This window comes from Rhodoferax sp. ZS1R8 (assembly GCF_056521325.1).
The window spans coordinates 873,033-899,345 of sequence record NZ_JBWMBA010000001.1 but is presented as its reverse complement, the minus strand read 5'-3'; the positions used below and the strand labels follow the sequence as shown (position 1 = coordinate 899,345).

30 protein-coding genes are annotated in these 26,313 nt (G+C 60.0%); 15 read left to right on the top strand and 15 right to left on the bottom strand.

Annotated features, from left to right (window positions below; genetic code table 11):
* The first annotated feature begins 99 nt into the window (after nt 1–99).
* The 4 genes from paeA (at nt 100) to AC097P_RS04255 (ending at nt 3,488) form a co-directional block, all read left to right on the top strand.
* A complete protein-coding gene (gene paeA / locus AC097P_RS04270; protein WP_479609114.1) occupies nt 100–1,410 on the top strand; it encodes a polyamine export protein PaeA in 1,311 nt (436 codons plus the stop codon).
* A 219-nt stretch (nt 1,411–1,629) separates the two neighbouring features.
* Complete coding sequence (locus AC097P_RS04265; RefSeq protein WP_479609113.1) at nt 1,630–1,821, top strand: PLDc N-terminal domain-containing protein; 192 nt, start codon at nt 1,630–1,632, stop codon at nt 1,819–1,821.
* A gap of 314 nt (nt 1,822–2,135) precedes the next feature.
* Nucleotides 2,136–2,939, top strand: coding sequence for a lipid II flippase Amj family protein (locus AC097P_RS04260; RefSeq protein WP_479609112.1), 804 nt, complete (start codon nt 2,136–2,138; stop codon nt 2,937–2,939).
* 60 nt (nt 2,940–2,999) lie between these two features.
* Nucleotides 3,000–3,488 carry a DUF4112 domain-containing protein gene (locus AC097P_RS04255; protein WP_479609111.1) on the top strand — a complete coding sequence of 163 codons (489 nt, stop codon included), beginning with the start codon at nt 3,000–3,002 and terminating at the stop codon, nt 3,486–3,488.
* Between the two features lie 126 nt (nt 3,489–3,614).
* Here the strand turns inward: AC097P_RS04255 and AC097P_RS04250 are convergent, their stop codons facing one another.
* From AC097P_RS04250 to AC097P_RS04240, 3 genes are all read right to left on the bottom strand, one after another.
* Entirely contained in the window at nt 3,615–5,486 is a 1,872-nt protein-coding gene (locus AC097P_RS04250; RefSeq protein ID WP_479609110.1) for a DUF885 domain-containing protein, read from the bottom strand.
* 78 nt (nt 5,487–5,564) lie between these two features.
* On the bottom strand, nt 5,565–5,765 hold the full coding sequence (locus tag AC097P_RS04245; protein ID WP_479609109.1) for a hypothetical protein: 201 nt from the start codon (nt 5,763–5,765) through the stop codon (nt 5,565–5,567).
* Nucleotides 5,766–5,861: 96 nt separating this feature from the next.
* On the bottom strand, nt 5,862–7,082 hold the full coding sequence (locus tag AC097P_RS04240; protein WP_479609108.1) for a YbfB/YjiJ family MFS transporter: 1,221 nt from the start codon (nt 7,080–7,082) through the stop codon (nt 5,862–5,864).
* Nucleotides 7,083–7,327: 245 nt separating this feature from the next.
* Here AC097P_RS04240 and AC097P_RS04235 point away from each other — a divergent pair, with 245 nt between their 5' ends.
* From AC097P_RS04235 to AC097P_RS04215, 5 genes are all read left to right on the top strand, one after another.
* Complete coding sequence (locus AC097P_RS04235) at nt 7,328–8,548, top strand: ABC transporter substrate-binding protein (RefSeq protein ID WP_479609107.1); 1,221 nt, start codon at nt 7,328–7,330, stop codon at nt 8,546–8,548.
* Nucleotides 8,549–8,665: 117 nt separating this feature from the next.
* The gene (locus AC097P_RS04230) at nt 8,666–8,986 is read left to right on the top strand and encodes an ElaB/YgaM/YqjD family protein (protein WP_479609106.1); all 321 of its coding nucleotides are present in this window, start codon (nt 8,666–8,668) and stop codon (nt 8,984–8,986) included.
* Between the two features lie 35 nt (nt 8,987–9,021).
* The gene (locus tag AC097P_RS04225) at nt 9,022–9,429 is read left to right on the top strand and encodes a phage holin family protein (RefSeq protein WP_479609105.1); all 408 of its coding nucleotides are present in this window, start codon (nt 9,022–9,024) and stop codon (nt 9,427–9,429) included.
* Entirely contained in the window at nt 9,410–9,724 is a 315-nt protein-coding gene (locus tag AC097P_RS04220; protein ID WP_479609104.1) for a YqjK family protein, read from the top strand. The genes AC097P_RS04225 and AC097P_RS04220 overlap by 20 nt, the downstream gene beginning before the upstream one ends.
* A 22-nt stretch (nt 9,725–9,746) precedes the next feature.
* Entirely contained in the window at nt 9,747–10,160 is a 414-nt protein-coding gene (locus AC097P_RS04215) for a hypothetical protein (RefSeq protein WP_479609103.1), read from the top strand.
* A 42-nt stretch (nt 10,161–10,202) separates the two neighbouring features.
* Here the strand turns inward: AC097P_RS04215 and AC097P_RS04210 are convergent, their stop codons facing one another.
* On the bottom strand, nt 10,203–10,625 hold the full coding sequence (locus AC097P_RS04210) for a hypothetical protein (protein ID WP_479609102.1): 423 nt from the start codon (nt 10,623–10,625) through the stop codon (nt 10,203–10,205).
* Nucleotides 10,626–10,671: 46 nt separating this feature from the next.
* On the bottom strand, nt 10,672–12,912 hold the full coding sequence (locus AC097P_RS04205) for a heavy metal translocating P-type ATPase (protein WP_479609465.1): 2,241 nt from the start codon (nt 12,910–12,912) through the stop codon (nt 10,672–10,674).
* An 84-nt stretch (nt 12,913–12,996) separates the two neighbouring features.
* Here AC097P_RS04205 and AC097P_RS04200 point away from each other — a divergent pair, with 84 nt between their 5' ends.
* Both AC097P_RS04200 and AC097P_RS04195 read left to right on the top strand, forming a co-directional pair.
* Complete coding sequence (locus tag AC097P_RS04200) at nt 12,997–13,197, top strand: heavy-metal-associated domain-containing protein (RefSeq protein ID WP_479609101.1); 201 nt, start codon at nt 12,997–12,999, stop codon at nt 13,195–13,197.
* 113 nt (nt 13,198–13,310) lie between these two features.
* The gene (locus AC097P_RS04195; protein WP_479609100.1) at nt 13,311–13,865 is read left to right on the top strand and encodes a YMGG-like glycine zipper-containing protein; all 555 of its coding nucleotides are present in this window, start codon (nt 13,311–13,313) and stop codon (nt 13,863–13,865) included.
* On the opposite strand, the gene AC097P_RS04190 is transcribed toward AC097P_RS04195, so the two are convergent.
* Complete coding sequence (locus AC097P_RS04190) at nt 13,862–14,770, bottom strand: recombination-associated protein RdgC (protein WP_479609099.1); 909 nt, start codon at nt 14,768–14,770, stop codon at nt 13,862–13,864. The genes AC097P_RS04195 and AC097P_RS04190 overlap by 4 nt on opposite strands.
* A gap of 280 nt (nt 14,771–15,050) precedes the next feature.
* Between AC097P_RS04190 and AC097P_RS04185 the strand changes: the two genes are divergently transcribed.
* Nucleotides 15,051–15,620, top strand: coding sequence for a Spy/CpxP family protein refolding chaperone (locus AC097P_RS04185; protein ID WP_479609098.1), 570 nt, complete (start codon nt 15,051–15,053; stop codon nt 15,618–15,620).
* A gap of 11 nt (nt 15,621–15,631) precedes the next feature.
* Here the strand turns inward: AC097P_RS04185 and AC097P_RS04180 are convergent, their stop codons facing one another.
* The 4 genes from AC097P_RS04180 to AC097P_RS04165 form a co-directional block, all read right to left on the bottom strand.
* The gene (locus AC097P_RS04180; protein ID WP_479609097.1) at nt 15,632–15,997 is read right to left on the bottom strand and encodes a glutaredoxin; all 366 of its coding nucleotides are present in this window, start codon (nt 15,995–15,997) and stop codon (nt 15,632–15,634) included.
* Nucleotides 15,998–16,053: 56 nt separating this feature from the next.
* Entirely contained in the window at nt 16,054–16,632 is a 579-nt protein-coding gene (locus AC097P_RS04175) for an NnrU family protein (RefSeq protein ID WP_479609096.1), read from the bottom strand.
* Nucleotides 16,633–16,641: 9 nt separating this feature from the next.
* Nucleotides 16,642–18,189, bottom strand: coding sequence for a GGDEF domain-containing protein (locus AC097P_RS04170; RefSeq protein ID WP_479609095.1), 1,548 nt, complete (start codon nt 18,187–18,189; stop codon nt 16,642–16,644).
* Nucleotides 18,190–18,287: 98 nt separating this feature from the next.
* The gene (locus tag AC097P_RS04165; protein ID WP_479609094.1) at nt 18,288–19,235 is read right to left on the bottom strand and encodes an alpha/beta fold hydrolase; all 948 of its coding nucleotides are present in this window, start codon (nt 19,233–19,235) and stop codon (nt 18,288–18,290) included.
* Between the two features lie 440 nt (nt 19,236–19,675).
* On the opposite strand from AC097P_RS04165, the gene minC reads away from it, so the two are divergent.
* Genes minC through minE form a run of 3 tightly spaced genes read left to right on the top strand, consistent with a single transcriptional unit; the run spans nt 19,676 to nt 21,607 of the window.
* Complete coding sequence (gene minC, locus AC097P_RS04160) at nt 19,676–20,476, top strand: septum site-determining protein MinC (protein WP_479609093.1); 801 nt, start codon at nt 19,676–19,678, stop codon at nt 20,474–20,476.
* A 48-nt stretch (nt 20,477–20,524) separates the two neighbouring features.
* A complete protein-coding gene (gene minD, locus AC097P_RS04155; protein ID WP_479609092.1) occupies nt 20,525–21,340 on the top strand; it encodes a septum site-determining protein MinD in 816 nt (271 codons plus the stop codon).
* Between the two features lie 3 nt (nt 21,341–21,343).
* Entirely contained in the window at nt 21,344–21,607 is a 264-nt protein-coding gene (gene minE / locus AC097P_RS04150) for a cell division topological specificity factor MinE (protein WP_479609091.1), read from the top strand.
* 82 nt (nt 21,608–21,689) lie between these two features.
* On the opposite strand, the gene AC097P_RS04145 is transcribed toward minE, so the two are convergent.
* From AC097P_RS04145 to AC097P_RS04125, 5 genes are all read right to left on the bottom strand, one after another.
* The gene (locus AC097P_RS04145) at nt 21,690–22,856 is read right to left on the bottom strand and encodes a metallophosphoesterase (RefSeq protein ID WP_479609090.1); all 1,167 of its coding nucleotides are present in this window, start codon (nt 22,854–22,856) and stop codon (nt 21,690–21,692) included.
* A gap of 104 nt (nt 22,857–22,960) precedes the next feature.
* Complete coding sequence (locus AC097P_RS04140) at nt 22,961–23,728, bottom strand: NRDE family protein (RefSeq protein WP_479609089.1); 768 nt, start codon at nt 23,726–23,728, stop codon at nt 22,961–22,963.
* Between the two features lie 10 nt (nt 23,729–23,738).
* Nucleotides 23,739–24,215 (bottom strand): Lrp/AsnC family transcriptional regulator, encoded by a 477-nt coding sequence (locus tag AC097P_RS04135; RefSeq protein WP_479609088.1) that lies wholly within the window; start codon nt 24,213–24,215, stop codon nt 23,739–23,741.
* Nucleotides 24,216–24,424: 209 nt separating this feature from the next.
* The gene (locus tag AC097P_RS04130; RefSeq protein ID WP_479609087.1) at nt 24,425–25,144 is read right to left on the bottom strand and encodes a glutamine amidotransferase-related protein; all 720 of its coding nucleotides are present in this window, start codon (nt 25,142–25,144) and stop codon (nt 24,425–24,427) included.
* A gap of 67 nt (nt 25,145–25,211) precedes the next feature.
* On the bottom strand, nt 25,212–26,291 hold the full coding sequence (locus tag AC097P_RS04125; protein WP_479609086.1) for a 3-deoxy-7-phosphoheptulonate synthase: 1,080 nt from the start codon (nt 26,289–26,291) through the stop codon (nt 25,212–25,214).
* Between the last annotated feature and the right edge of the window lie 22 nt (nt 26,292–26,313).

The following is a 26,313-nucleotide window of genomic DNA, read 5'->3' as shown; positions in this document are numbered from 1 at the left end:
CAGTCGCTGCGGTACCAAGCTGTCAACCCAGCTTGGTGCCGACGCGTATCAAAATCGGCCTTCAGAGCAATGAATTGACCAGCTATAGTCGCAAGAGAAATGAACCTTACGACCAGCCTGTTTCTGATAGCAATTCTGATCGCCGCATCGGCCTTCTTCTCGGTGGCCGAGATCTCAATGGCCGCGGCGCGCCGAATGAAACTCAGCCAATTAGCAGATGGCGGTGACCGCCGCGCCGCACGCGTGCTGGCAGTACAGAGCACACCCGGACACTTTGTGACGGTGGTACAGATAGGGCTCAATACGATTGCCATCCTCGGAGGCGTCGTCGGGGATGACGCGTTATCCCCGCACTTCCACCAGGCAGTCTTGTGGTTGGGCGTGGATCCAAGTGTCAGCAGTGTCCTCGCAACCACATTGTCCTTTGTGAGCGTCACCACTTTGTTCATCGTCGTGGCTGACCTGGTGCCCAAGCGGTTGGGCATGAACGAGCCGGAGCGGCTGGCCATGCTGACGGTAGGCCCGATGTTAGGTCTCTTAAGGCTTCTCAAGCCCCTGGTGTTTTGCTTCAGCAAAATAGCTGACGCTTTGTCGCGACTGCTTGGACTCGCGCAAACCCGAGACGACCGGATCACCTATCTGGACATCTTGGCACTGACCGAGGCTGGTATCCAATCCGGGGCGGTCGCATCCGCTGAACAGCAGGTCATCGAAAACATGTTTGAACTCGATACGCGCACGGTAGAGAGCGCGATGACGACCCGAGAACGCATCGTGTTTCTGGCTATGGGCGATGATGAAACATTGCTACGGACCCGGGTTGCCGAATCTCCCCATTCAACCTACCTCGTGTGCGGTACAGCCGGCATCGATGAGGTGATTGGATATGTCGACGCAACAGACCTCTTCCAGCGCGTCTTGTGGGGGAAACCGCTCACCCTGTCCCATTGCATTGATGGGGGTCTGATCAAGAAGGCTCTGGTTGTCCCGGACCGGCTAACCCTCGCCGAAATGCTGACGCAGTTTCGTCAGGCCCACGAGGACTTCGCGGTCATCGTCAACGAATACAGCATGGTGGTGGGCGTCATTACGCTCAACGACGTGATGAGCACCGTGATGGGTAGCATGGTGAACTACGAGGATGAGGAACAGATCCTGCGCAGAGAAGATGGCAGCTTTCTGGCCGATGGAGTCACTCCGGTTGCGGATCTACAAAGGGTGTTGGGATTGGCGGATTGGCCCATGCCTGGGCAATATGACACCTTGGCCGGATTTCTGATGGTGTCGTTGCGTCGTATTCCACGGCGCACCGATCACGTGCAGTGGCAGGGCTGGCGTTTCGAGGTGATGGACGTCGACAACAACCGGGTTGACCAAGTCATGATTTCGCGCCTGGTTGAAACAAAGTAGATCGGTAAACCGGCCCAGGCGGAGCGGCCGGGCGGCAACTAAACCAACAGATTGCTCGCGGCCCGCAGTTTGAATGTACGCAAACTGCCCGGAGGCAAATGTTCGTGCGGGTCACCCCAGCCGTTTTCGCCTGACCGCGGACACGTCAGTGCAGGTCTGCCATATTGTTAGACTGCGTGGGAAAACGACGCTATTGAAAACGTAAAAGGAAAAACATCAATGAATTTCGGATACAACGGACTGCTGGGACTGCTAATTCTTGCAGGCGATATTTGGGCCATCCTCAACATTGTCCAGAGCTCTGCCAGCAACGAGAAGAAGCTCATTTGGATCATTGCAGTGGTGCTGCTGCCAGTGTTGGGATTGGTCCTTTGGTATTTTCTTGGGCCACGCAGCGGACGTTCTAGCTGACCGCAAGGGATGTATTTGCAGGCAAGGCTAGAACCTGCTCAGAGGAAAAGTTTTACCCTGTTTACGCCGCAACGCAAAGACTGACCTGTTGTTTTTGCGGTCCTTAGTGAAGTGGGCAGAACAATGAGGGTCACACGGATCAAAGCGCTCCAACGCGCCTCCAAGGCGGCACCCGTAGTTGCGATGGTGTGGATTTCCGAATAGCTGTCAGCCGCCTTCAGACAAGGCTCAGTGAGTCCCCCATATGGCCCTGGACCCGGACATAGCTCCTCCGACGGGTTTGGGTTCGTGGCAAGCGAAATAAGGAATGCGCCTTGGATAGACAACTACTCTTTCTTTGCTTTCTGACCTTTGTCATTCATCTGATCGGTACCCTCGCATACTCCGTACGGATTGCGGGTGTTCGGACGAAGCGAATCGCGGTGTCGTTCGCCCTTTTCAGCATCCTCGTCCTTGTTTCGAGGACTTCAAATTCGTTTCTTGGCCCATTCTTGTCAAAACGGGTGGAGTCGAACCTCACGGGTCCAGACGCCGCAACCTTGCTTCTGGACTTTAGATGGCTACTTGTCTCTGCGAGCGTAGCTACAGTTTTGGGTGCGTTTCTTATTCCTACATTTCAACGCGTTTTCTGTCGCGCCGTTCTCCACTTTCAAGTACACCGGTCAGTGCCCAAATTGATTCTTCACGGCTTCTTCAAGGGAGGTATCTCTTACATCAAAGATGCGGCCAGCGCACCAGCTGCAGCAAACGTGTCTAGGATGCATAAAGGGCATGGGGTATCTACTCGGATCACCGTGCTAAATGTCGGGGCAACCGCACTCTGGACCGTCGGTGTTTTTGCATCACTTTATGCTGGCGTACTAGACCCATCGCTTCGTATGACCTCCAGTAATCTATCGTCCATCATCAATGGGGGAGCGACCGTCTTGATGGCAGTATTTCTTGATCCTTATATGTCAGGCATGACTGATGACGTCGTGGAGGGAAAAGTCAGCGAAAGCCAATTCCGCAAAACGGTTGTTTGGCTCGTTGGCAGCAGACTGATCGGAACGCTGCTAGCCCAGGCCCTATTACTTCCGGCAGCCCTCCTCATTGCTTATGTTGCGCGTGCGATGTGAACCAAGGCCAGGCGATCTTTTAGGCATACAGTCATCTAATGCGCTGTAGACGAGGACAGTATGCCGGCCGAACTACATAAACACCAGGCGGCACTGGCGCGGTTGGACCGCTACGCGACGCTGATGGATGCGCGCTTCCGGGTGCCGGGGACACGGATTCGTTTTGGCGTGGACCCGATCATCGGCCTGCTTCCGGGCATTGGCGACGCACTGGGTCTTGCGCTCTCACTCTACGTTGTCGTCGAGGCTATACGTCTAGGCGTGTCCAAGCGCGTGCTGTTCACCATGCTGCGCAACGTCGGACTGGAGGCCATGGTAGGAGTGGTACCGGTACTGGGAGACGTGTTCGACATCGGGTTCAAGGCCAATCTGCGCAACGCGGCATTGCTGCGAGGTTGCATCGAGGATCGTCTGCGACCGGCCCCAGTTCGCGCCTCGCGACGCTTGCAGCAATGGGGCCTGCTGCTCGCGTTCGCCTCACTGGTCTTGGTGCTGTTACTGGTCCTACAGCGGCTCCTCGCGCCGCTGTGGCAGGGGTTCGTCGGCTGAAGCCGATTAAACAGTCTCTATTTCTCCAGGTACTAAAACTCACCTGATCAAAATAACCTAGCCTCCCAAATGGTGGCTCAACAATCAACACAGGCACGGACCAAAGAGAGGACCAGGTCAACAGCACTACATCAGCTCACGGATAAACTTTACGGGCGCGTTCCCAAACGACAAAAAGTGATCGTTGAACTTTTTAATAGAAAAGTTCTTGCCCAATTGGGCCTTGTGGTCGTCGCGCAGTTGTGTAATTTCCGCATAACCGTTGAAGTAGCTGGTCAATTGCACTTGCGTCAGCGTAGCGCGACGCCACTTGCTTGTCGCCTCGGCCATTTGCTGGAATGCCTCACGGGTCAGCAAAGCAATTGCCGCGTCGCGCTCCAGTCCCTGGGTGTGGACTTCGTAGTCAAGAATAGTATTGACGACTGTGCGCAGGTTCCATTTCATCCAGATCAACCGCATTTCGGGGGCATTATCTGCATAGCCCGCATCGATCATCATCTTTTCACCGAAAACTGCCCAGCCTTCGATCATGGAGCCGTTGCCAAAAATGGCCTTGACTACGCTCTTGGATTCGTTGGCGTGAAGCAGCTGCACGTAGTGTCCTGGCACAGCTTCGTGGATATTCAGAATCTGTAGCATCCAATCGTTGTATTCCCGAAGATAGGATTCGCTCTGCTCGGGTGTAAACTTGTCGATGGGATCTACGTTGTAGTAGGTATTGGCTTGCGGATCGTAGGGCCCCGGAGATTGCACGGAGGCACCCGACACACCACGCATATAGGTTGGCGTTTCCCGGACCAACAGGGGTCGGGTCGGGTCCAGACTCACTAAATCATGCGTCCGCACAAAGGCTTCCAGTTGGGGTATTTGCTTGCGAACGGTGTCCACGAAATTTTCGGGGGTCGTGTGCTGCTTGCTCAGCTCGCCCAGCACAGCGCTGATCATGACAAGCCGGTCTGAGGGAAGGGGTGCCTGACCCATGATCTTGGGCCATAAGCCGCGTGCCAGCACTTCCATCTCGGCATGCAGCTTGGCTTTCTCTTCCCTCGCACGCGCGTACAACTGCTCGGCACTCCAACCGGACTGGATGTCATATGCGAATTTCTGGGCATATAAGTCCTTGCCAACCCGGAAACTCCGTGCACTGCCAGAAGCCAGTTGGGGCTCCATTGCGGATAGCCAGTCGACGTAGGCGTTTATCGCTGACTTGGCGTCGGACAGGCGGACGATAAATAGGCGCTTTTCTTGCGCTGTCAACCCGGATGCTTCCACACTTTGCACGAGATCGTCGCCAAAGACGTCAAGCGCACCCTTGTTTTGCTGTATGGCAAGCTGCGTGTGCTCCAGCGTAGGACGCTGCACGCTGGCACGGGCGGCCGCGTAATAGGCGGGAACATGGGCAAGACGTGCCAACACATGGCGCAAACGCTTATCGAGTGGGGCGTAGTCTGTTGTCAGCATGCGCCCAAAGCTATCGCCTACGTTGTACGCCGACGGCTGCCACTGCCAATCTCGAAAAGTCTTCAGGTTCCACAGGCTCGAGCGGAACTCGTTTTGCATTAGCTCATGGTCTACGCGGTTCGATATAGAAAGTTTGCTCAAGGGAAATTTGGCAAGCAAAGCCAATTGGTGTTCGTAAAACTTCTGTCTTCTGGTGCGATCGGCAGTATCCGGAACAGTCAGTCGGTCTGCGTAGTCGTACCGCCCCACGCTGAACGCCCACTCCGGAAACTGACGCCAAAGGCTTTCCATGGTTGCATTTGCATAGCGTTGGAACCGTAGGTCCTCACCAGTCGGCGAAGCGAACTCTGTTGGTCTGGACATATCTGCCACACCGACTGGTTTGACTGGGGGATGCGCGGTAGCGCATGCGAGGCCGGCGCCCAGCGCCAGAAGTGTTGTTGAAATCCTGAGAATAGTGCGCATCGTGCGTCTCCAGCAAAGTGCCGTGCAGTTTAGGGTTGAATGCTTCACAACCTGCGCCCATTTTTCACGCATGGATAGTAAGCAGGCTGTGGGCCAGTATGGCAGGTAGAAACGGGGTGAGGATTGCGGATACGCAGCCCCCGGATGGTGTCAGCCTTCGCCGTTCACCCATACCGGGTTGAGCAAACGCCCCAAGCGCAGATAAGACGCTTCAATGCGCTTGAGCGCTTCGTCCGCTAAGGCCAACGTGATCAACACGGTTTTTCCGTCCTGCTGAAAACTCTTGCCCTGGGAAACCGGCACCAATATTTCACGAAACGCCCTGTCTTTAGCCAGCACCGTGTCGGGCATTTGGCTTCAGAACGCGCCCATTCCAGACAATGCCGACGGCGTGCGATTGGCCGAGACGCAAAGTGTTTGCAGTGGGGATCTGCCGTGGTTGGCGCCCTACAACGCCTTCTGCCGCCAAGCCAACGCGGCCCCCACCCAAAGTGCCACTGCCGACACCACCAGGCCGCGGGCCAAGCCTCCTGGGCCATCCGCAATCCAGCCCACTACAGTGGGCCCCACGATCTGACCGGCGGCGAACACCGTCGTAAACGCGCTGATACCTGCGGCCCAGGCAGTTGCTGGCAGGTTGTGCCGCACCAGCGCTGTCGTCGACGCCACCACCGACAGAAACACACCGCCAAACAGCAGGCCCGAGGCCAGCACCACGGGCCAGGATTGCGTCAGCGCGGGCAGAATCGTTGCAACACCCACCAGCGCGTTCAGTTTGGCCAGGGCGCGGCCATTCTTGTGCCGGTCCAGCAAGCTGGCCCAGATGCGCGACGACGCCAGCACTGCCAGCCCCAGCAGGCTGTAGAACACCATCACGGCCAGCGCACTGCGGCCCTGTTCGCGCAGCAGGGCCACGACAAAGGTCATATAGCCGATGTAGCCCATGCCAAATAGCATGTACCCGCCCAGTGCAAAGGAGAAAGCCCGCCATTGAAAGTGCACAACGGCTCCCGAGCCGTGCGTGACCGCAGCAGGGGCTGCCTGCGCCAGCTGCGCCATCATCCGAGCCGGCCACAGCAACGCCGCGCTGGCCAGCGCGCAAGCCAGGGCCAGCAGCCACCATGCCCAGCGCCAGGCGTGCAACTGGGCTGCCGCTTGCTCCAGCACCCAGGGCACCAACACTGCCGACAACACAATGCCCACGCCGGTGCCACCGTAATACAGGCCCAGCAGTAGGCCGCTGCGCGCGGGCTGCAGGGCACCCAGGCGCGCCGCAAGCAAACCGCCTGCAATGAAAACGAACGCGCTGGCGACTCCGGCCAGTAGGCGCTGCACCAGCAGCGGCTCGGTCGCGGTAAAGAAGCCGCTCAGCGCCATGAACAGACTGGCCAAAAAGGCGCCGCTCCACAGCAGCGTGCTGGCGCCCACGCGCTTGAGCAGCCACGGCGTCAGCAGTGCGCCCAGCAGATAGCCGAGCGCATTGGCCGTGTTCATGGCACCGGCCAATGTGTAACTCCAGCCCAGGTCCACACGCATCGCCGGTAACAACAGACCATAGGCAAAGCGCGTGATGCCCAGCGACACCGCAGCGCCCAAAGACAGGGTCAGTGCCAACGCCCATACGGAACGAAGGGCAAGCGGTGGATGGGGCGGTCGGGGTTCAGTCACAACAGGGGGCTCTAGCGATCCGGACGGGGAAGAACAGCATTGTGCTGCACGGAGTTGCTCAACCAAAGTTACTCTCAAATTCATAGCGGCTTACGCTCATCTGGCGAGGGCTAGCGGCCGATTTGGCTTTGGACCGCTGGCGTCTGACAGCTGCCTGACGGGCAACCCCTTACAAGGGTATTCCAGCAGCGCACCTGGCCATAGCCTGCTTAGACTGGCCCTCCACCCAGCCCCCGGAGACCTACATGCACACACGCAGCAGCACCCCCTCGTGGACCGCCCGCCTGGTCGGCGCCAGCATCCTGTGTCTGGCAGCCCTGAGCGCCCAGGCCCAACCCAGCACCGCCGCCACGCTGAAGGTCGGCGTCATCGGGCCGTTCACCGGACCGTCGTCCGACTTTGGCATACAAATGCTGCAGGGCATACAGTTGGCCACCGAGGAGATCAACGCAGTGGGCGGCTATATGGGCCGGCCGCTGGAACTGGTCATCAAGGACGACCAGGGCAACCCGGACGCAGGCCTGAAGGGCTCGCAAGAGCTGGTGGCGGCTGGCGTGGTGGCCACGCTGGGCTTTTGCAATACGGGTGTGGCGCAAAAATCGCTGGAGGTGTTCCAGAACGCCAAACTGCCGCTGATCATCCCCTGCGCTACCGGCTCGCCGCTGACAGCCAAATACCCGGCTCCCGAAAGCTATATTTTTCGTACGTCACCGCGCGACGCCATCCAGGCACCCTATGTGGTTGACGACATCGTTCGCCGGGGATGGAACCAGGTAGCGATCTTTGCCGACACCACAGGCTATGGCGACGCCGGCCTGAAGGATGTGGAGGCCGCGCTGGCAGCCAAGGGATTGAAAGCCGTCTACGTGGCCCGCTTTGCACTGGGTGTAAAGGATCTGCGTGAAGAGCTGAAGGCTGCGCGGGACGCCGGGGCTGACGTCATGTTCAGCTATACCGTGGGTGTGGAAAACGCCGTCATTGCCAACGGCCGCAAAGAGCTGAAGTGGAAAGTGCCTCAGGTCGGCGCTTGGCCGCTGTCGTTTCCATTCTTCATCAACGGCGCCAAGGACGCGGCCGAGGGCGCAATGATGGCGCAAAGCTTTATCGCCGAACCCAGCAACGAGCGCCGCGCCGCTTTTCTCAGCGCCTACAAGCGCAAGTTCAAGCAGGCCATGGCCGTGCCGATGGCTGCAGCCCAGGGCTATGACAGCACCTACCTGCTTGCGTTCGCACTGTTTGGCGTGCGCGATGGCAACCCCAATGGCCCGGTGGTCAAGGCCGCGCTGGAGAACATCACACGCATCTATTACGGCGTCGTCGCCACATATGAGCGGCCCTTCAGCCTGAACGACAAGGATGCAATTACCCGAAATATGCTGGTCATGGGCAAGGTCAGCAATGGCGCAGTAACCTTCGCGCGCAGCGAGGATGCGCGGCAGAGCGCAGTCGTCAAACGCAAAAATTGAGCTCGGGGCCCGGGCCCCGAAAAACTTGACTTCATATGTGCGCCACCCCACCCAACCGCGCATTTGAATCTGCTACGCTGTGGCCTCGTTCAAGAAACTTTTGTTGAAAGAGGCGCCATGTCTGATTCCCAAACTTCCTCCATCACTTCTCAAGAAAAACTCGTCACCGACATCCGCGCAGTGATTGCCGATGCCGAAGATATTCTGAAGGCCACTGCCGACCAGACCGGCGAAAAGATTGCCAACTTGCGCGCCCGCGTACAAGACCGTCTGCTGGGCGCCCGCATCCGTCTGGATGCAGCGGAGGCAGCACTCATTGACAAAACCCGTGCCGCCGCACGCGCCGCCGACGACTACGTGCATGAATCCCCATGGCAAGCCGTGGGTATTGGCGTCGGTGTCGGCTTCTTCCTGGGCCTGCTGGTAGGCCGCCGCTAGACCACGACCAACACACTACACACCGATCACAAAGCATGGACGCCGCGCATGGTGATAAAGGTGGCACTTGGGGTGCTGCCCGTGGAAAGGCCGGCAAGCTGCTGGCTATTGCCCACACCCGGTTGGAACTCTTGGGTAATGAGCTAGAGGAAGGGCGGATCACCATCGTGCGCCAGATAGTTCTGGCACTGGCCATGCTGTTGTGCGTGATATTGGGTGTGGTGCTGACCGTGATGGGCCTGATCGTGATGTTTTGGGAACAACGGCTGCTCGTCGTGGCCCTGTCTGCAGGGCTAATCTGGGGAGCGGCGGTATTCCTGTATCTCGCCATACAGCAAACCAGCCGCCGGGCAGCACCACTTTTCAACGCCTCGCTGGCGGAATTGCAAGAAGACTTGCGCCAACTCAAAGCAGCTGTCGGCCATGGACCAACGCCTAATTGAACTCTACGTCGAACGTGGACGTTTACGCGAGCGCATCGTTGCGCAACGTGTCGAGTTAGCGCACGAGTTGCGGCCGCTGGGCGAAGCTCTGCACACCGTAGACCGCGCCCGCTGGCGGCTCCAACAGATCGGCGCATGGATAACTGCTAACCCCGGGATCGTTGCCGGTGCTGCGGTGGCACTGGTTGTTTGGCGCCCACGTTCCATACTGCAGACTGCGCGCAAAGGTTTGTATCTCTGGCGCAACTGGGGACGCTGGCTCAATTGGGTACGCATCGGACTGCGGGTTTTGTAAGCGCTTGGCGGATAATCCGCCCATGGGATCCTCCGAACTGTCAAAACCCGCCGTGGACGCCGCCGCCTTGCCGGCCGAGCCACCGGCGTTTGATCCCAACAAAACCGTCTCGTACCAATCCCGAATGAAGCGGGCGCCGCGCTGGTTTGGCTCGTTTCTGGCCAGCAACAGCCGCGAAAAAAATCGCATGCGCACCGAGCTGGGCAAAATCAAGGGCGCTATTCCGCTGCTGATGAAGCCACGCAACGGCACCAAGTGGACGGCACAGGATCGCCAGGAACTCAAACACATGTTGCGGGCGGCGTCTGCCGTCTACCCCTACCTGATCATTTGGGCGCTGCCCGGATCCATCCTGCTGCTTCCCTTTCTGGCGTGGCATCTGGATGCCCGCCGAAAGAACCGGGAACGCAAGGCCGCAGCCGGGCCTACGGCCTAAGTGAGGTCCAGGCACCGTCCGCGCGGCAGCCCAACGCGCATCCTAGCATTGACTTCTTAGCGTGCCACTGCCCTGCATCTTGCTAGCAATAGCAAGATCCAATAGTTGTAACAACGGTGCATAGGATTTCTCTGTCCAGTCACTATAGTGGCTCGCTTTGACAAGTGCGGACCGTGCGGACTCCAGCGAATCCACTCGCATATGTTCCATAGTGCCAGCCTGTTCGGCGCGTTTGATGACGGTGCTGAGTTTAAGGGTGGGTCGTGTGGGGTGGGCCATCTCGGCAAACGGAAAGGCAACTGCCCAGATAGCGTCCAGATTGTGGGTGCGGCTCAGGGCATCCACAAAGGGTGCCACGATGCCGGCAACCTGGATAGTTTGGTATCGGCTGCGTTGCTCGGCGGTCGTGGTGGTCGCCGTGTCGTTATGGGGAGGGGCTGCCGTGGAGGTGTTTTGCAAGGTCATGCCTAGCTCAACGATATGCACACACTTTCCGATGACATACACCGCGCTATCGCGACGGGCGCCACCGCTTGAGCAGCAGTGCATTGGCCATCACGCTGACCGAACTCAACGCCATGGCCGCACCAGCCAGCACCGGGTTCAAGTAGCCCAGGGCCGCCAAGGGAATGCCAGCCACGTTGTACGCAAATGCCCAAAACAGGTTTTGTCGGATCTTGGCCACGGTGCGGCTGGAGATATCCAGCGCAGCAGCCACCAGCGCCACGTCGCCGCGCATCAACGTGATGCCGGCGGCGTGCATGGCGACATCGGTACCAGTGCCCATGGCCATGCCGACATCGGCCGCAGCCAGGGCCGGGGCATCGTTGACGCCGTCGCCCACCATGGCGACTACATGGGCGGATGGTTTGCCACCGGCTTGCCGGAGCTCAACCACCCGCGCGGCCTTGTCGCCGGGTAACACTTCTGCCAACACCTCTCCGTCCTCGGGACGCAAGCCCAGATGGCGGGCCATGGCTTCGGCAGCGCCGCGGTTGTCGCCCGACAGCATCACCGTCTGTATGCCACGGGCACGCAACGCCGCCAGCGCCTGTTGCGCGCCGGGCTTGGGCGTATCGGCAAAGGCCATGAGGGCCAGCACCTCATAGCTCGCTAATTCCGATGCATTGGTGTGGTCATCGGTACGCCGTGCAATCGCCGATACCGTGGCACCCTGCTGTTGGAGGCCGTCGGCCTGCGCCTGCAACGTGTCACCCAATGCTGTGCCCAGTTCCTGCATCCAGCGCAGACTGCCAATGCAATAGTGTTGATGCGCCAGTTCGCCAATGCTGCCTTTACCAGGGACCGCCTGCAGCGCTTCGGGTGCTGAGAGCTTCAATCCTCTTTCATTGGCAGCGACGACGACCGCGTGTGCCAAAGGATGTTCGCTGCCACTTTGCAAGCTGGCAGCCACACACAGCACCTCGTCCGAATCTTCTCCTCCCGCCACCGCAAAGGCTGTCAGACGTGGCCGGCCCAGCGTCAGGGTACCTGTCTTGTCAAAGGCCACGATGTCCACTCGGTGCGCTATTTCCAATGCCTGGGCGTCCTTGATCAGGATGCCGTATTGGGCCGCCACCCCGGTGCCGGCCATGATGGCCGCCGGGGTGGCCAAGCCCAGCGCGCAGGGACAGGCAATAACCAGCACGGCAACGGCGTGAATCACCGCGGTCTCAAACGGGTGACCCGTAAGCCACCAGGCCAGCAAGGTGGTCAGCGCCAATGCCAGCACCACCGGCACAAAGACCGCACTCACGCGGTCGACCAAGCGTTGTATGGGTGCTTTCGCAGCTTGCGCATCTTCGACCAGCCGGGTGATGTGGGACAGCACCGTATCCACGCCCACGGCAGTAACCTGCAACACCACACGGCCCTCGCCATTGATAGAGCCACCAGTCAGCTTGGCGCCCTGGTCCTTGTGCACTGGCAGCGGCTCGCCGGTCAACATGGACTCATCCACCTGCGTGTAGCCCTCCAGCAGCGTGCCATCCACCGGGAACCGTTCGCCGGGTTTGACAACCAATCGGTCTCCAACCAATACGTCGACCACGGGTACGTCCACCTCTCCGTTGCGCCCGATCAGGTGGGCGGTGCCCGGCTGCAGCGCATGCAAGACCCGTATGGCCGAGGTGGTCTGCCGCTTGGCGCGCGCCTCCAACCATTTGCCCAGCAGCACCAGCGTGATGACGATGGCCGAGCCTTCAAAGTACAGGTGCACCATCGCGCCGCCGGGCGCGCTAAGCCACAACCATACCGACAAGGCCCAGCCTGCAGTCGTGCCAATGGCCACCAGCAAATCCATGTTGCCGGTCAAGGCTTTCAATGCATGCCAACCCGCCCTGTAGAAGCGGGCGCCCAGCACAAACTGCACGGGCGTGGCCAGCGCAAACTGCAGCCACGCAGGCAGCATCCAATGCTGGTCGGCCAAGGCGCCGACCATGGGCAGCGCGAGTGGCAGACTCAGCAACATGCCCAGCAGCACCGGCGTGAATCCGGCCCATGGCGACGCAGCGTGTGCATCCTCTTGTTGTTCGGGCGTGCGCGGCTCGTAGCCGGCGTCTCGCACGGCCCGCCGCAGGCGCGCCGGCATCTGCGCGTCACCGCTGTACGCAATGCGCGCAGACTCCGTAGCCAGGTTGACAGTCGCATCGGATACACCGGCAACTTTTTTCAGTGCGCGCTCGACGCGCCCCACGCACGATGCACAGGTCATGCCACCAATACCGAAATCCAGGACAGCTTGCGGGGACATGGGTGTGTTCAAGGGCTTGGTTCTTCGGTGTGGCGCACTTGGACTATGCTCTTTTGTGTTTGACTTGTGTTTCAGGAGGATTTTATGAACCAGCAGATTTTTACCGTCACAGGGATGACGTGCGGCCACTGTGAGAGTGCCGTTATCCACGCGCTGCAGCAGCTCGACCCGCAAGCTCGGGTGCAGGTGGACCGTTCGCAAAGCCGTGTGACAGTGGAATCCACAGAACATCGGGAGGCGCTGGCGCAAGCCATTGCCGCGGAGGGCTATGCGGTCGACCCATAACCCCACCGGCAAACTTGTAAAACCTTGTTAACGCGTCATCGGATTCTGCCGCGTAGCGTTGTACAGTGACAAACCGCTACGTCTGGCGGTATGGGCTCTGGCCCCTTGTTGCCATGCAAACTCCTCGTGCTTTGTCCATGTCGCACTCTTTTTTTACGCCAACGGCTGCAAAAATCGGCCACTTGGCAAGCCTTGCACTGCTGGCCGGTAGCCTTACGGTAATGGCCCCGATGGCCCATGCCAACGATTTCAACACCTTCGTTGGAGCTGGGGTGGGGGCAGTTGCTGGTGCAGCCATCGGTAATTCGGTGGGTGGTCGCAACGGCGCCATTTTGGGCGCGGGCGCTGGTGGTCTGGTGGGCGCAAGCCTCGCCAGCCAGCACTATTCGTCCGGCTATGCTCCCAATCCGTACCCTGCAGCAACCTACTACCAGCAACAGCCGGTGACGGTGTACCAGGCGCCCCAGCCGCAATACCGGGTTGTGCAACCCGTGACCTATTACCAACAGCCTATCGCCGTGTACCAGGCGCCGCAGCCAGAATACCGCGTGGTGCAGCCAGTGACCTACTACCAATCGGCTGAGTACACCTGGGAGGCGCCGCCGCCCTACTATCGCTACGGCCATCGTCGCCACCATGGTCACCACAACGACTACTACGGCCGCTAGGCAGCTGGCATTTCGCCACCCAGAGCTTCCAGCAAATCGGGGATCAGTTTCCTGAGTTCCCCGGTGGCAATGGCCACATCGGCGTCAAAGTTGTCGTCCTTGCCGTCACCTGGACTGGCGGCGGCGCCCTCAAATACCGATTCCAAAAACGCGATTTTCTTGAGCTGCAGACCCTCTGTCAGTACAAAGGACACGCGGTCAGCCCACGTCAACGCCAAACGGGTTGGCATCTTCCCCATCGCGATATGCTGGCTGACCTCGTCGGTATCCAGCGCGTGGCGCGTGTAGCGCACTACAGCACGTGATTCGTCGGCAGCCTTCAACTCGCATTCGCGGTCCACGCTGAAGGACTGCGGCGCCTCTTTGGTTGACAACCATACCGACATGGCGGAGGCGGGGGAGGTCTGGGTGTTCACCAGCTGCACTACCAGGCCGTCCACCGCCTTGATCAGCCAGGTCATCACCTCATCGGCCTTAGCCTGGCTACCGGCGTCGGTCAGCAAGAAACCGGCGGCCGGATACACCCATACCTGCACGCTGGACTGTTTGCTAAATGCCATGGGCAACAGGGCCAGACGGGCATCTTCGCTGATGTCACGCTTCTCTTTTTTGCCCGGCTTGCGCCCGGTTGTCGCCTCGATATGGTCCAGCTGGTCCTGAACCTTGCGTTTGACCACCGAGCCCGGCACGACCTTCACCTCCATCATCAGCTTCAGCAGCCACTGGCCGCCCACCACTTCCACCATCGGGCCATGGGCATGGCCACGCGGCTCTACCCAGCCAACCGACTTTTCTTGAGAAGCACCGCACTCCACAAACTGCGCCTTGCCCAGCACCTCGTCCAATGCAGAAAGCTCCGTGGGCCAGCCCGCCACCAGGCGGTAAATCATCAAATTCTTGAACACGTGTTTGCCTTTAGCTAAATTGAATTTCTCGCGAGAGCACGTATTGTCGGCGCACAGAGCCGCAGCCTACTGCGCAAGCGTGACGGGCGGTGGGCGACTCTCTGCCGGGCCGCCCCAAGGCGAGTCAGCCCCCTGGAGGGCAGCGACCCGCGTAGCGGTAGAGCGCGGGGCTATCTTTACAAAGCCTTAAGCCCAGGCAAATGCGCCAGATACACGGCCAACGCAGACTGGCTTTACTTTGATCGCAATTCCTGCGGCAGACACTAAAAAAGGAATTCCCATGAAATCCGGTATTCAATCCCTCGTTCTTGCAGGCTTGCTGGCTAGCGCCGGTTTCGCAAGCTTTGCCCAAACCGCAACAACATCAACGCCATCTGACTCAGCCCGTCCGCCAGCGACGGCCAGTGGCACTGCGGGACATGGTGGAGCCATGGGCATGCGCGGTCCACGGGACCCGGCCCAGCGGGAAGCCATGGTCGCCAAACGCCAGGCTGAGCTGAAAGCCAAGCTGAAGATCACCGCAGAGCAAGAAAGCGCCTGGACCAACTTCACGACTGCGATGAAGCCACCGGCACGCCCCGACCACCACCAACGCCCGGACCGCGACGAGATGGACAAGCTGACCACGCCCGAACGCATCGACAAGATGCGCGCGCTGCACGCCCAGCACATGGTCGACCGGACCGCCGCGATGGACAAGCGCGCAGAAGCCACGAAAACCTTTTATGCCGCGCTGAATGCCGACCAGAAAAAGGTTTTTGACGCCGAGCATGCCCGCATGGGCCACCGCCATGGTGGGCACGCGGGTTGGGGTGACAAAAAACATGGCGACGCAGCAGCCGCCAAGTAAGCCACCGAAACTCAGGCCATCAGGGTTTTGAACGCGCCGCTGTCCAGCAGTTTCTTCAGATCATCGGCACCGCCAATCAACGTGCCTTTGACGAAAATCATGGGGATCGTAGGCCAACCGGTCCACATCTTCAGCGCATTGCGCTCACGCCACTGCTTGAAGTAGCTGCCGTATTCGATGTAGTGGTAGGCAATACCGGCTTCGTCCAGCAGCTTGCGTGCCTTTTTGGGAAACGGGTTCATGCCCATTCCCACAACGACCACCGCGTGCTGGGCTACAGCATCCTGGACCTCTTTAACGATGCGCGATTGGTTGGAGGCCACCCGCTCACGAACGGCGGGGTGGATACGGGCTTCATCAAGAACGGAACGCGGCATGCAAGGCCTCCTGCGGGGTGAAAGCGCCCATTATGGATGTGCGCCCTGCCACCGAACTAGCCAAAAGGTCTTATGCCAATCAGCAGGCCATGCAACTGAAAGGCAAACAAGGCCCAGGCCGCAAGACCCACAACTACCGCAGCGGCGGTTCCTGCCACCGTGCCGGCAGGGTAGTGCGTGCCGGCGGCACGGTCACGCCTGCGCGCGGCGATGAAATTCAGCACGGCCCAGGCCAGGAATGCACCAAAGAGCAATAGATGCGCCAAGGAGCCGTTTGCCAGCAAATGGCCAAGCGCCCAGGCTTTGACCGCCAGCACCATGGGATGGTGGACCCGCGCCTTGATACTGTTGCGCGGCACATAGGCAGCAGCCAGCAGTACAAACGCGATCACTGTGAACAGCGACGCAGCATGGCGCATGCCCGCGGGCGGTGTCCACAGCATCACAGGTGTTTCGCGGGCCAGGCCGAAGCCATAAATGATGAGGCCAAAGCCGACGATAGACACCAGCGAATACACCCCCTTGTAGGCGCCTTCTCCGATACGTTGCCGCAGTTGGGTACGCCAACCTTCGGCGAAGATGCGAATGGAATGGGCACCTAGAAATACAAGCAATCCGGCAATGAGATAGACCATGGTGTTTCCTTATGCGCCCAGTACGCGATTCTTACCCGCGCGCTTGGCCAGGTACATGGCCTTGTCGGCACGTTTGATGGCTTCGCCACCGGTTTCGTCGGGTGCCAGCTGTGCCACCCCGGCGCTGAAAGTGATGAGGATTTTTTCTGCCCCGGTCAGGAACAATTTCTTCGTTAATTCGCGCTGCAGGCGTGTCATTGCTTCTATGCCCTTGTCCAGCGGGGTGTCTGGCAACAAGAAGATAAATTCCTCTCCGCCGTAACGCGCCAGCGTGTCTTGTGGGCGCATGCTTTCGCGGGCCACCGTGGCCAGATGCGCCAGGGCACCATCGCCCGTTGCGTGGCCCATGGTGTCGTTCAGTTTCTTGAAATTGTCGATGTCCAAAAGCGCCATACACAACGGCGTGTCCTTGCGGCGCACGCTGGAAATCTCCCGCTCCACCGCTTCTTCGAGGCCTTTACGGTTCAGAGCCCCTGTCAGCGGGTCGTGGCGCGCCTGTATGCTGACGCGGTCCAGCTCCTGGTGCAACTTGATCAGCTCGGCATCGGTCTGGATGGCCCGGTCGCGCATGGTCTGCAATTGATCGCCTGACGTCTTGCTCTGGCTGGCCATGTACCGCGTGGCGCTGACAACCTCCTTCAGCACCGGGGCGATTTCCGCCAGCGTTTTAGCCTGTTCGATCTGGCGGGCGTTTTCTTCCAGCTTTTCGTGGAAAGAGCCAGTCGACTTGGCCATCTCAGACAGCCGGTCGATAAACGCCGCCAGCATGTCGCGCATTTCATTTTGGGCCTGCAGCGCATGCTCCTTGGCATTTTTCTGCTTGAAGATCACATCCTTCAAGCGCCGCTCCACGTCATCCAGCCGGCGCAGCGTCAACGGCGGAGTAGAGGCCTGCATCAGCGCATCCATCTGGCCTTTGAGCCATTGGTCGTCCAGGCTCAGGTCAGCGATATTTTCAAACACCATGTGCAGCAGCTTGAGCAGGGCCTTCTTGATCTCGGCCTGGTCTTCTGCGACAAAGGAAACGCGGTCGCTGTAGCTCAGCAGCATGCTTTTCAGCGCCAGGATGTCAGCCCCGTTTTGCCGCAGTGCGCTGGTCAGTGCCTTGCTGAGTTCCCCAAAACGTTCATCGTCCGTGCCCAGCGCAGGCTGGGTGTATTCAATAAGCCGCCCCAGTTGGCCCAGGAACTCTGTGGTCAACGCGGGCGCGCTGGCATTGAGTCCGTTTTTGGGCAGAGCCGCTGGGGGGGGCGCGTCGTCACCACCCGTCAGCGGCGCAAAACTGCCGTAGGCCACCAATGCGGTTTTGACACCGTCCCAGTTCAAGCGGTCTATGGCGTAGTCCAGCAAACCACGCTGCTTTTGCTGGCCCGGCGTCTTGGCAGGGAGCGACTTGGAAATATCCCGCAGGATGTCGGCTGGGAAGGGCGGGATCACCGGGATGCCGGCGATCTCGTTGTAGATGGCCTGGTAGTTGGCAGGGGTGGGCTGCAGCTTTTGCAACGTCAGTTGTTTGAGCGTTTCACGCGCGACTTCAAAGGGCTTCTTATCACTCATGGACTGACACCTGCTATGAAAATAATAGCTTGTTACGCGCTACCGGCGAGGGCTGGAAGCATATTTAACCACCAATCGCAAGCAAGGGGCGGCAGCCGCTAGGGCGAAGCCAGGAATGCCTTGAGCGCCGCTACAGTTCTGGAAGCATCCTCTTCATGCGGTACGTGGCCCAGATCGTCAAACACCACCAGCTTGGACGACGCGATGTCGGCTGCAAAGCGCTTGGCGTTGTCCAGTGGAATCAACCGGTCCTGCCCACCCCAGATGATCAGGGTTGGCAGCTTGAGGTTTTTGATGCCGGCCTCGTCACCGCTCAGACGCTGCTCCATGCGGTAGGCCAGGGCCTTGCGGTTGCCGGCGCGCAAGGTCAGGTCGTAGTAGCGGTCTACCAGCTCGGGGGTTACCTTGCCAGGGTCGCCGTAGACATTGCGCACGCTGCTCTGAATGACGCCGCGCGGCAAAATATGCTCCATCAGCACCCGCAAACCTGGCATGCGGGCGATTTGAAAGCCAATCGGCACCGAGGCCGACTGGAACGGATAGCCGGCCGCATCCACCAGCACCAGTTTGCTGACCCGCTGCGGATGGGCCAGGGCGGTGGCCCAGGCGATCTGGCCACCCAGGGAATTGCCAGCCAGCACGAACTGTTTGACGCCCAGCTTGTCGGCTACACCGATGACAGTGTGCACGTAGGCCGCAATCGAGTAGTCATTGTTGGGGTTGGGGCCGGTCAAGCCAAACGCCGGCAAGTCGAACCGGACCACACGGCGTTGGCCGCTGAGGCTTTGCACCCATCCGTCCCAGGTATGCAGGCTGGCCGAGGTGCCATGCAGCAATACGATGGGCTGGGGATCGTCGCGCGGCCCTTCGTCGCGCACATGCACCTGCATCCCGTCCACGTCCACAAATTGCGACGGAGGCGGGGCCCAGCGGGCTGTCAGTGCCGACACAGGTTTATCAGGCGCCCAGGTTGCAATCACACCGGCCACGGCAAAAATGCAGCAGGCCAGCAACAGGACACCAAAGATGCGGAAAATGAGTTTCATGGGGGTCGACTCTACACCCCTGGCTTTTGGTTTCTGTCAAAGCACAAAGCTGTGGATAGTTCCGGCATAAGACCTAGGTTATCCACAGCATGGAGCAGATACCAAAAGTTGTTCATGAACCGGGTACACCAGAGAAGCGCAGTCACGCACAGGGGTTGAAGCTGTGCAAGCCGTTGATTTATAACGATAAAAATGCCTTGTGCACACTAAAGAGCCAAGCCTATCTACTACTACTACCTTATAAATAAGACATTAAGACAATAGGACAGAACTGGGCGACACAAAAAAGAAAGTTTTCCAAGGGTCCTGTTGCCCTTTGGATTTCTGGTGAAAAGAAGCTGGTACAGGCGGCGTTTTAAGCCCGTCAATCAAGTAAGATTCGCCGACTTCGGGCCTTCAGTCCATGTCTTCACCCCACGCTGCAGTCTTCATTCCTTTTCATGTCCGTTTCTTCTACAGGCCATAGTGCAGGGCAGGCGCCCGCGTCGTTCGAAATCAAGAGTGCACAACTGCCCTTGGTGGCGCTGCTGTTGAAATCGAATGATGGCGCTGTGCTGGCGGCCGACGTGTTGCGGCAATTTGGTCCGGACGGAGAAAGCCCGGACTTTTTTGACCATGACGCGCTGGTCATCGATTTCTCGCAACTGGATCCGAGTCAACCGCTTTTTGACCTGGTGCCCCTGCTCAAGGTGTTGCGGTCTTGCAGCCTGGTGCCGGTGGCGGCGCGGGGTGCCAGTCCAGAGGTGATGGCCGCGGCCCTGGCTGTGGGCCTGGTCGAGGCGCCGCCGGATGTGCACCGCAGCCGACCAGCGCCGGCGGCCGAACCCCACGTTGCCGAGACCGTCCGAGAGGTGGTCCATGAGGTCGTGCATGAAGTGGTGCGTGAGGTCCCTGGCCCGACCACGATGGTCGTGGACAAACCGCTGCGCTCAGGCCAGAAGGTGTACGCCCGGGGTTGTGATTTGGTGGTATTGGCCATGGTCAACCAGGGTGCAGAGGTGGTGGCCGATGGCAATATCCACGTGTACGCACCGCTGCGTGGCAAGGCCATGGCCGGGGCGCGGGGTGACACCAGTGCGCGAATTTTTTCGCTGTGCCTGGAACCCGAGTTGATTTCGATTGCTGGCGTGTACCGCACCAGCGAAAACGCATTGGCACCGGATGTGCAAGGCAAGGCTGCCCAAGTGCGGCTCAGCACCGACGGCCAGGAAAAATTGATTGTTGAGGCCCTGAACAGTTAGCTGAAACCAGGTTCTCTTCAAAACCTTCATTGGAAAGCATAGACATTTATGGCAAGAATTATTGTGGTGACATCGGGCAAGGGCGGGGTCGGCAAGACCACCACCAGCGCCAGCTTTGCAACCGGCCTGGCGCTGCGCGGGCACAAGACCGCCGTTATCGACTTTGACGTGGGCCTGCGCAATCTGGACCTGATCATGGGTTGCGAGCGCCGCGTGGTTTATGACCTGATCAACGTGATCCAGGGCGAGGCCAACCTGAACCAGGCCCTCATCAAAGACAAGCAGTGCGACAACCTGTACGTGCTGGCTGCCTCACAGACCCGAGACAAAGACGCTCTGACACAAGCCGGCGTGGAAAAAGTGTTGCACGACCTGGGCACGATGGATTTTGAATACATCGTTTGCGACTCGCCTGCCGGCATTGAAACTGGTGCGCTGATGGCCATGCATTTCGCTGACGAGGCGCTGGTGGTGACCAACCCCGAAGTGTCCTCCGTACGCGATTCGGACCGCATCCTGGGCATGCTGGCCAGCAAGACCAAGCGCGCAGTGGAGGGAGGTGACCCGATCAAGGAACACCTGCTGATCACCCGCTACAACCCGGCCCGCGTGGACCAGGGGCAGATGTTGTCTTTGGAAGATATTCAAGACATTTTGCGCATCAAGCTGATCGGCGTGATACCCGAGAGCGAATCGGTGCTGCAGGCCTCCAATCAGGGCGTGCCGGCCGTGCACATGCAGGGTAGCGATGTGTCCGAGGCCTACAAGGACGTCATAGACCGCTTCCTGGGTGTGGACAAACCTATGCGCTTCACCGAAGCCCCCAAGCAAGGCCTGCTCAAGCGCCTGTTCGGAGGGAAGTAAGCCATGGCATCGTTCCTGTCATTCCTGCTGGGCGAGAAAAAGAAGACCGCTAGCGTCGCCAAGGAGCGGCTGCAGATCATCCTGGCGCACGAGCGCAGCGGCCGCAATGCGGCAGAGCCCGACTATCTGCCAGCCCTGCAGGCCGAGCTCGTGGCTGTGATCAGCAAATACATCAAGATCAACCAGAACGACATCAAGGTGCACCTGGAGCGCCAGGACAACCTGGAAGTGCTGGAAGTGAAGATCGAGCTGCCCGACAACCGTTGAACTGGATTTGCTACAAACTTAGTAGCAATAAACCTATATTCTTCGAGGGCTAGCGGCTGATTTCTTTTGGGACTTTATGCTCTCAGGCCCGCACCAGGCGCAGCTGGGTGATCTCTGAAGGCGCACCAAAGCGCTTCGGTGGCCCCCAATAGCCGGTACCGCGGCTGGTATAGACCCATAGCGCTTTGAGCTTGTGCAGTCCGGCGGTGAAGGGCTGCTGCAAGGGCACAAACAGATTCCACGGCCAGAACTGGCCGCCATGCGTGTGGCCAGAGAGCTGCAGGTCAAAGCCCGCATCGGCGGCCGCAGCCGCACTGCGCGGCTGGTGGGCCAGCAACAGTTTGAACACAGCATGCTCCGGCGCATTGGCCATGGCCTTGTGCGGGTCACTTCGGTGCGCTTCGTCGAAGTGGTGGGCGCTGTAGTCGGCCACACCAGCCACGACTACCAGGGCCGGTTCGGGGTCTTGCGCGTCGGTGCTGTGCTGTATCACCACATGCTCGTTGACCAACACCTGCACGCCCAGGGCGCGCAGCGCATCTATCCAGCTGTGTGCGCCTGAGTAGTACTCGTGGTTACCGGTCACAAAAAAGCTGCCGTGCGTGGAGCGCAGTTGTGCCAGTGGGGCCACATGCTGGCCCAGCTCTGCCACGCTGCCGTCCACCAGGTCGCCCGTAATGGCCACCATATTGGCGTTCAGGCCATTGACGCGGTCCACGATGCGCTGCAGGTAGTGTGTCTTGATGGTGGGGCCGACGTGGATGTCGCTGATTTGTGCCACGGTAAAGCCATGCAGGGCCTCCGGCAGGTTGGCGATGGGCACGTTCACTTGCACGACGGTCGCTGTGCGGCGGGCATTCCAGAAACCCAGCACGGTGACCAGCAACGCCAGCACGGGCAGTCCGACGGCTGTGTCCCTTTGCAGTGACTGCAATGCCACGGCCTGTGGCCACAACCAGCCCACTGGTTGGGCGAGCAATAGCAACACTTCGCGCACCAATGTCAGCACCAGCAGCGACGAAAACAGGCCCATGCACAACAGGCCCAGCCAGGTAAGCACAGTAGACAGCGGCGGTTTGGCAACACGGCGTGCCAGCATGCCCATGGGCATCAGCAGCGCAGACAGCGCCAGCAGTGACCACAGGCCAATGGCCAATACGGGGTCTGCAAGGGCCAGATCGGGTGCCACACGCCAGCCGATCAGAGCGTGCAACAACAGGGACAACAACAATACAGGGGCTAACGCCATAAACAGAGAAGCAGTGCGCACCGTTGGCCGGCACTGCAGAGTGTTAAATCTGTTAGATGGAGGAGTTGCGCAGAGGTTCAAGTCCTCTCATTCGGTAGGCAAACCTAAAACAAAAACTGCTGTTGTGTTTCGCTGATCAGCCCCGCTGGGCCGAAACTTTGCTCAATGAATTCCGCGCCGTCTTGGCGCAGTGCGACCACACTGCAAGCCCGCGTGCCGTAGCCCGGTGTGGCGACGAAGACCGCTGACAACACCCGCTCCAATTCCAATGGTACGCCGGTGTGCGGCAGTGCCGCATCCGGTGCCAGGCTGCCGTCGTGCAGCAGAGGCAACAGCCCGTGCAAGCCGGTTGATGTTGCTTGTGGCGTGCGTGTTTCCAAACCAGCTCGCAGCCGGGCCAGCTTGGGCCACGGCGTGTCGAAATCTGCGTTGGATACAGCACCCAGGCCTGGCGCGTGGGTCAGTATTCTGGCCTCGCGGCTCTCCAGCCCCATCAGCTTTTGGCCATCAAACACCAGCAGGTTGAACGGGTTGTAGTCCGTACTGTGTTGTGCCAATTGCTGTAGATAGGTGTTAGCCGTTTGGTCGCTGTGCAGGAAGGCGGCCACCAATTCACCGCGCGACGGCATATTGCTGCGCTGCGGCTCACCGGAGCGAAAGTTGGTCAAGGCGGCCAGGCGTCCTGTGCGGCTCAGGCCCAGCCAGGTGCCGCCGCCTTGCAGGTCTTTACCGGCCAAGACCTGGTTGCCATTGGCGGCGGGCGGCCACCAGTGCAGCGGCAGCGCCGGGCGGCTGTAAAACTCGTCGCGGTTGGCCAGCAGCAGCAAGGGCGTGGCGCTGTTGGGTTGCCAGTTCCAGGCGATCAGGCACATGGGTTTAAGCCTAGGCGCTTCCGGTGGAGACGGCCATTGCCGTCTTGTCCCACACTTGGCGCAGCACAAAGCTGGAGTGCACGCCGGTCACGCCGGTGATGCTGGCCAGCTTGTTCAGCAGCAGGGCCTGGTAGTGGTCCATGTCGCGCACGGCCACCTTCAGTTGGTAATCCGCGTTCTGTCCGGTGATCAGCAGGCACTCCAGCACCTCGGGCAGCAGGCTGACGGTGGCTTCGAAGTTGGCAAAGCGCTCGGGTGTGTGCTTGTCCATCGAGATGTGGATCAATGCCGTCAGGGCCAGGCCCAGCTTGCGGGCGTCCAGCAGCGCGCGGTAGCCGACGATGAGGCCGGACTCCTCCAGCGCCTTCACCCGGCGCAGGCAAGGCGACGGTGACAGGCCGATGCGCTCTGCCAAGTCCTGGTTGTTGATGCGGCCATCGGCCTGCAAAATTTCTAGGATGTGCTGGTCGTAGCGGTCCAGTTTCATGTTTCTGCCAATATTGTTGGTGATAGAGACAGAGTATGCCGAAATTCTGCCGCGCGTGAGCAACTACGCAATCTTCTGCCAGCCACCCCGACCTACACTGGATACCGCTGTTACCGCAGACCTACGATGCGACCCCGGCCACAAGCCCCGGTTGCGCAGCCCGACCCACAAGGACGGGACATGCAAAACTCCAAAACCCCGGGGCCGATTTACCCAGTGCTCCGGGGGCTGTTTTCCAGAAACGCCACCACCATCCGGGCCACATCTGCGCCCTCGTGGCCCGCCGCAAGGGCCTGGCTCCGGGCCGCGTACTCCACCTCGCCCAGGCGTTCACGCTGTTCGTCCAGCAGGTACTGGCTGAAACCGGCGTCAAACTCAGGGTGGGCCTGGACGCAAAACACCTCGTCACCCACCGTGTAGGCCGCCACCGGGCAAAAGTCGCTGCGGGCGACCAGCGTGGCACCCTTGGGCAATTCCAAGACCTGGTCCTGGTGGCTGACCAATAGCGAGATCTGCTTGCGGTCCTGGCAGAAGGGCAGGTCGGGTCGAAGCCAGTCGTAGGTCATGCGCCCCTCGCCCCAGCCCTGCGGTGCCCGGGCCACAGGTGCACCCATGCACAGGCCGATCAGCTGGTGGCCATAGCAGACGCCCACCATTTTCTTGCGCTGTGTCAGCAGCAGCGTGACCCGCCGGCGCAGCTCCACCGCCCAGGCCTCGTCCGAGAACGAGTCGGACGCGCTACCGGTCAGCAGCACGGCGTCATAGTCGTCAAAGCTGGTCGGGTATTCACCGCGCTGGGTGCTGAAGATGTCGTACGTCCACCGCGCGCCCACGCTGTTGAACAGGCGCACAAACATCGCGCCGAAGCTGGTGTAGCGCTCGGCCAGTTCGCCTTCCAGCGTGTCGTTGTCCAGGATACAGAGTTTCATGATGCTATCAATTCAGTAGCTGGTTACGCGCGCTGCACGAGGGCTGGAGGCCTAAATGCCTATGGGACTATTGGGCTCGGCGTGTCCGCACCGCAGCGGCCAGTTGCTGCAGCACCGGTACCGTCTGCGCCATGCTGATGCAGGCGTCTGTCACAGAAACACCGTGTTGCAGCGGTGTGCCGGGGATGATGTCCTGGCGGCCTTCGTTCAGGTGGCTTTCCACCATGATGCCGGTGATGCGGCGGTCGCCCGCGGCGATCTGCTGGGCCACGTCGGCCGCCACGACGATCTGGCGGGCGTGCTGCTTGCTGCTGTTGGCGTGGCTCACATCGATCATCACCTGTTCGCGCAGGCCCGCGCCCTTGAGCAGGCTGCATGCGGCATCGACATCGGCCTTGGCGTAGTTGGTGGCCTTGCCACCGCGCAGGATGACGTGGCAGTCGTCATTGCCGCGCGTCTCGAAAATGGCGGCCTGGCCCATCTTGGTCATGCCCATGAAGGAGTGCGTGGCCTGCGCGGCCTGGATGGCGTCGGTGGCCACCTTGATGCCGCCATCCGTGCCGTTTTTGAAGCCCACCGGGCAGGACAGGCCGCTGGCCAGCTGGCGGTGGCTCTGGCTCTCGGTCGTGCGCGCGCCGATGGCCCCCCAGCTGACCAGTTCGCTGATGAACTGCGGGCTGAGCAGGTCCAAAAACTCGGTTCCCACCGGCATGTCGATGGCCAGGATGTCCAAGAGCAGCTTGCGCGCCAGCTCCAGCCCTTCGTTGATCGCAAAGCTGCCGTCTAGGTGCGGGTCGTTGATGTAGCCCTTCCAGCCCACCGTGGTGCGGGGTTTCTCGAAGTAGACGCGCATCACGATGAGCAGGTCATCCTTCAAGGCCTGGGCCTGTTCCTTGAGCTGCCAGGCGTAGTCCATGGCCTGTTCGTGGTCGTGGATGGAGCAGGGGCCCACGACGACGATCAGGCGGTCGTCCTTGCCGTGCAGGATGTTGGAGATGGCGGTGCGGCTGCTCTCTACCAAAGCCTGGGCGGCGTCGGGCACCGGTAGTTTTTCCTCCAGGAGCGCGGGGGTGATCAGGGGCCGCACCGCACCGATGCGGGTGTCGTCGATGCGGGTCGTGTCGTGGGTACTGAGTTCGGTTTTCATTACTATGAATTTTATAGCTGCT